At 58.0% G+C, this 5310-nt stretch carries 3 rRNA genes; all 3 read left to right on the plus strand.

Annotated features, from left to right (window positions below):
* The first annotated feature begins 102 nt into the window (after positions 1 to 102).
* The 3 genes from ACNAW0_RS29855 to rrf all read left to right on the plus strand — a co-directional run bounded on the left by ACNAW0_RS29855 (position 103) and on the right by rrf (position 5304).
* A 16S ribosomal RNA gene (locus ACNAW0_RS29855) occupies positions 103 to 1617 on the plus strand.
* A 375-nt stretch (positions 1618 to 1992) separates the two neighbouring features.
* Positions 1993 to 5104: ribosomal RNA gene (locus tag ACNAW0_RS29860) — 23S ribosomal RNA — on the plus strand.
* An 83-nt stretch (positions 5105 to 5187) separates the two neighbouring features.
* Positions 5188 to 5304 (plus strand): 5S ribosomal RNA (gene rrf, locus ACNAW0_RS29865).
* Together the 16S, 23S and 5S rRNA genes form the textbook arrangement of a ribosomal RNA operon.
* Positions 5305 to 5310 lie beyond the last annotated feature (6 nt).

A 5310-nucleotide genomic window follows, 5' to 3' on the forward strand; every position in this document is an offset into this window, starting at 1 on the left:
TTGTTTTATACCCCGTGCTGGTGGGCCTGCTTTGGTGGGTTTGCTGGTGGGGATTCCTTTGGCAACATTTTGTTGCTGGGACAATATTGTCCGACAAGGTTTTTGTTGGAGAGTTTGATCCTGGCTCAGGACGAACGCTGGCGGCGTGCTTAACACATGCAAGTCGAGCGGAAAGGCCCTTCGGGGTACTCGAGCGGCGAACGGGTGAGTAACACGTGAGCAACCTGCCCTAGGCTTTGGGATAACCCCGGGAAACCGGGGCTAATACCGAATATGACCTGACATCGCATGGTGTTTGGTGGAAAGTTTTTCGGCCTGGGATGGGCTCGCGGCCTATCAGCTTGTTGGTGGGGTGATGGCCTACCAAGGCGACGACGGGTAGCCGGCCTGAGAGGGCGACCGGCCACACTGGGACTGAGACACGGCCCAGACTCCTACGGGAGGCAGCAGTGGGGAATATTGCACAATGGGCGGAAGCCTGATGCAGCGACGCCGCGTGAGGGATGACGGCCTTCGGGTTGTAAACCTCTTTCAGCAGGGACGAAGCGCAAGTGACGGTACCTGCAGAAGAAGCGCCGGCCAACTACGTGCCAGCAGCCGCGGTAAGACGTAGGGCGCGAGCGTTGTCCGGATTTATTGGGCGTAAAGAGCTCGTAGGCGGTTTGTCGCGTCGACTGTGAAAACCCGCAGCTCAACTGCGGGCCTGCAGTCGATACGGGCAGGCTAGAGTTCGGTAGGGGAGACTGGAATTCCTGGTGTAGCGGTGAAATGCGCAGATATCAGGAGGAACACCGGTGGCGAAGGCGGGTCTCTGGGCCGATACTGACGCTGAGGAGCGAAAGCGTGGGGAGCGAACAGGATTAGATACCCTGGTAGTCCACGCTGTAAACGTTGGGCGCTAGGTGTGGGGGGCCTCTCCGGTTCCCTGTGCCGCAGCTAACGCATTAAGCGCCCCGCCTGGGGAGTACGGCCGCAAGGCTAAAACTCAAAGGAATTGACGGGGGCCCGCACAAGCGGCGGAGCATGCGGATTAATTCGATGCAACGCGAAGAACCTTACCTGGGTTTGACATCGCCGGAAATCCTGCAGAGATGTGGGGTCCTTCGGGGCCGGTGACAGGTGGTGCATGGCTGTCGTCAGCTCGTGTCGTGAGATGTTGGGTTAAGTCCCGCAACGAGCGCAACCCTCGTTCGATGTTGCCAGCGCGTTATGGCGGGGACTCATCGAAGACTGCCGGGGTCAACTCGGAGGAAGGTGGGGATGACGTCAAGTCATCATGCCCCTTATGTCCAGGGCTTCACGCATGCTACAATGGCCGGTACAATGGGCTGCGATACCGTGAGGTGGAGCGAATCCCAAAAAGCCGGTCTCAGTTCGGATCGGGGTCTGCAACTCGACCCCGTGAAGTCGGAGTCGCTAGTAATCGCAGATCAGCAACGCTGCGGTGAATACGTTCCCGGGCCTTGTACACACCGCCCGTCACGTCACGAAAGTCGGCAACACCCGAAGCCGGTGGCCCAACCCTTGTGGAGGGAGCCGTCGAAGGTGGGGCTGGCGATTGGGACGAAGTCGTAACAAGGTAGCCGTACCGGAAGGTGCGGCTGGATCACCTCCTTTCTAAGGAGCACCATCCGTTGAAAGACGGTATGGAGCCCGCGGTCCGCGAATGTCGGGTCGGGGTGCTCATAGGCGGAGACACTGGTGAGTTCGGTTCTGGCAACGGCCAGGTCGTCTAGTACACGCCCCTGTGGGGGTGTAGGAACGGTGGTCTGGTGCGGCTGGGGCCGAGTGCTGAGCACCCTGTTGGGTCCTGAAAGAACAACTGTGTGGTTGTCTCTTTCGGAGCCATGTCCTCACCTGTGGGTGGGGGTGGTTGCCAGGCATGGCCTGGTCCCGCAAACCGTGATCCCGTGTGGGGTTGTAGGTGTGGGGCTGGTGGGTTGTGGGTTGGTCGTTTGTTGAGAATTGCACAGTGGACGCGAGCATCTTTGTGGTCAAGTTGTCAAGGGCGAACGGTGGATGCCTTGGCACCAGGAGCCGATGAAGGACGTGGGAGGCCGCGATAGGCCTGGGGGAGCTGTCAACCAAGCTGTGATCCCAGGGTGTCCGAATGGGGAAACCTGGCTGGAGTCATGTCCAGTCACCCACACCTGAACACATAGGGTGTGTGGGGGGAACGCGGGGAAGTGAAACATCTCAGTACCCGTAGGAAGAGAAAACAAATAGTGATTCCGTGAGTAGTGGCGAGCGAAAGCGGATTGAGGCTAAACCGGCTGCGTGTGATACCTGTCAGGGGTTGCGTGGTCGGGGTTGTGGGACCCTGCTGAGTGTGCTGACACATACTCGAGGAGTTACAAAATCAGTTGCTAGTCGAACAGTCTGGAATGGCTGACCGTAGACGGTGATAGTCCGGTAGGTGAAAGTGGCTGGTCTTCTGTGGGTGTTCCCGAGTAGCGGCGGACTCCTGAAATCTGCCGTGAATCTGCCAGGACCACCTGGTAAGCCTGAATACTTCCTGGTGACCGATAGCGGACGAGTACCGTGAGGGAATGGTGAAAAGTACCCCGGGAGGGGAGTGAAATAGTACCTGAAACCGTTCGCCTACAATCCGTCGGAGCCTTACGGGGTGACGGCGTGCCTTTTGAAGAATGAGCCTGCGAGTTAGTGGCATGTGGCGAGGTTAACCCGTGTGGGGGAGCCGTAGCGAAAGCGAGTCTGAATAGGGCGTTTGAGTCGCATGCTCTAGACCCGAAGCGGAGTGATCTAGCCATGGGCAGGCTGAAGCGCGGGTAAGACCGCGTGGAGGGCCGAACCCACCAACGTTGAAAAGTTGGGGGATGACCTGTGGTTAGGGGTGAAAGGCCAATCAAACTCCGTGATAGCTGGTTCTCCCCGAAATGCATTTAGGTGCAGCGTCGCGTGTTTCTTGCCGGAGGTAGAGCACTGGATGGTCTAGGGGGCCTACAAGCTTACCGAAATCAGCCAAACTCCGAATGCCGGTAAGTGAGAGCGCGGCAGTGAGACTGCGGGGGATAAGCTTCGTAGTCGAGAGGGAAACAGCCCAGATCACCAGCTAAGGCCCCTAAGCGTGTGCTAAGTGGAAAAGGATGTGGGGTCGCATAGACAACCAGGAGGTTGGCTTAGAAGCAGCCACCCTTTAAAGAGTGCGTAATAGCTCACTGGTCAAGTGGTTCCGCGCCGACAATGTAGCGGGGCTCAAGCACACCGCCGAAGCTGTGGCACTCACACTTTTATCTCGCCCGGTCTTGATGCTGGGTGCAGGTGTGTGGGTGGGTAGGGGAGCGTCGTGCCGTGGGTGAAGCAACGGGGTGACCTAGTTGTGGACGCGGCACGAGTGAGAATGCAGGCATGAGTAGCGAAAGAAGGGTGAGAAACCCTTCCGCCGGATGACCAAGGGTTCCAGGGCCAGGTTATTCCGCCCTGGGTGAGTCGGGACCTAAGGCGAGGCCGAGAGGCGTAGTCGATGGACAACGGGTTGATATTCCCGTACCCGCGTAGGAGCGACCCTGATGAACCTCGTTGTGCTAACCACCCGAACCGGCCGAGGTCTTCGGATCAGAGTTGGGGAGCGTGGGAACCTGGCGGGTAGTAGTCAAGCGATGGGGTGACGCAGGAAGGTAGCTGAGCCCGGCCGGTGGTTGTGCCGGGGTAAGCGTGTAGGCCGTGCTGTAGGCAAATCCGCAGCACATATAAGGCTGAGACGTGATGCCGAGCCGATTCAGGTGAAGTCAGTGATCCTATGCTGCCGAGAAAAGCCTCTAGCGAGTTCCGAGCGGCCCGTACCCCAAACCGACACAGGTGGTCAGGTAGAGAATACCGAGGCGATCGGGTGAACTGTGGTTAAGGAACTCGGCAAATTGCCCCCGTAACTTAGGGAGAAGGGGGGCCGGAGACGTGAAGCCCCGCGCGGGTGGAGCGTTGTATGGCCGCAGAGAGCAGGGGGAAGCGACTGTTTACTAAAAACACAGGTCCATGCGAAGAAGTAATTCGATGTATATGGACTGACGCCTGCCCGGTGCTGGAACGTTAAGGGGACCTGTTAGCTCTTCGGGGCGAAGCGGAGAACTTAAGCGCCAGTAAACGGCGGTGGTAACTATAACCATCCTAAGGTAGCGAAATTCCTTGTCGGGTAAGTTCCGACCTGCACGAATGGCGTAACGACTTCCCCACTGTCTCAACCACAGGCCCGGCGAAATTGCACTACGAGTAAAGATGCTCGTTACGCGCGGCAGGACGGAAAGACCCCGGGACCTTTACTATAGCTTGACATTGGTATCCGAATTAGCTTGTGTAGGATAGGTGGGAGCCGGTGAAGTCCATACGCCAGTATGGGTGGAGGCAATCTTGAAATACCACTCTGGTTGGTTTGGGTATCTAACTTCGGACCGTTATCCGGTTCAGGGACAGTGTCTGGTGGGTAGTTTAACTGGGGCGGTTGCCTCCTAAAGGGTAACGGAGGCGCCCAAAGGTTCCCTCAGCCTGGTTGGCAATCAGGTGTTGAGTGCAAGTGCACAAGGGAGCTTGACTGTGAGACTGACGGGTCGAGCAGGGACGAAAGTCGGGACTAGTGATCCGGCACTGGCATGTGGAAGCGGTGTCGCTCAACGGATAAAAGGTACCCCGGGGATAACAGGCTGATCTTCCCCAAGAGTCCATATCGACGGGATGGTTTGGCACCTCGATGTCGGCTCGTCGCATCCTGGGGCTGTAGCAGGTCCCAAGGGTTGGGCTGTTCGCCCATTAAAGCGGTACGCGAGCTGGGTTTAGAACGTCGTGAGACAGTTCGGTCCCTATCCGCCGTGCGCGTAGGATACTTGAGAAGGGCTGTCCCTAGTACGAGAGGACCGGGACGGACGAACCTCTGGTGTGCCAGTTGTCCCGCCAGGGGCACGGCTGGTTAGCTACGTTCGGAAGGGATAACCGCTGAAAGCATCTAAGCGGGAAGCTCGCTTCAAGATGAGGTATCCCACCACTCTTCGGGGTGGGTAAGGCCCCCAGCTAGACGACTGGGTTGATAGGCCGGAAATGTAAGCCCGGTAACGGGTTCAGTTGACCGGTACTAATAGGCCGAGGACTTGACTACTAAGCTGCTACGCGTCCACTGTGCAACTCCCGACAAACGAACAACAGACCACGTGGTGGTGTTGTTTGACATGTCGATAGAGTTACGGCGGTCATGGCGGAGGGGAAACGCCCGGTCACATTCCGAACCCGGAAGCTAAGCCCTCCAGCGCCGATGGTACTGCACTCGGGAGGGTGTGGGAGAGTAGGACACCGCCGGACAATCTT

Source organism: Micromonospora sp. SL1-18, from assembly GCF_047921505.1.
In the GTDB taxonomy this organism is placed as follows: Bacteria; Actinomycetota; Actinomycetes; order Mycobacteriales; family Micromonosporaceae; genus Micromonospora.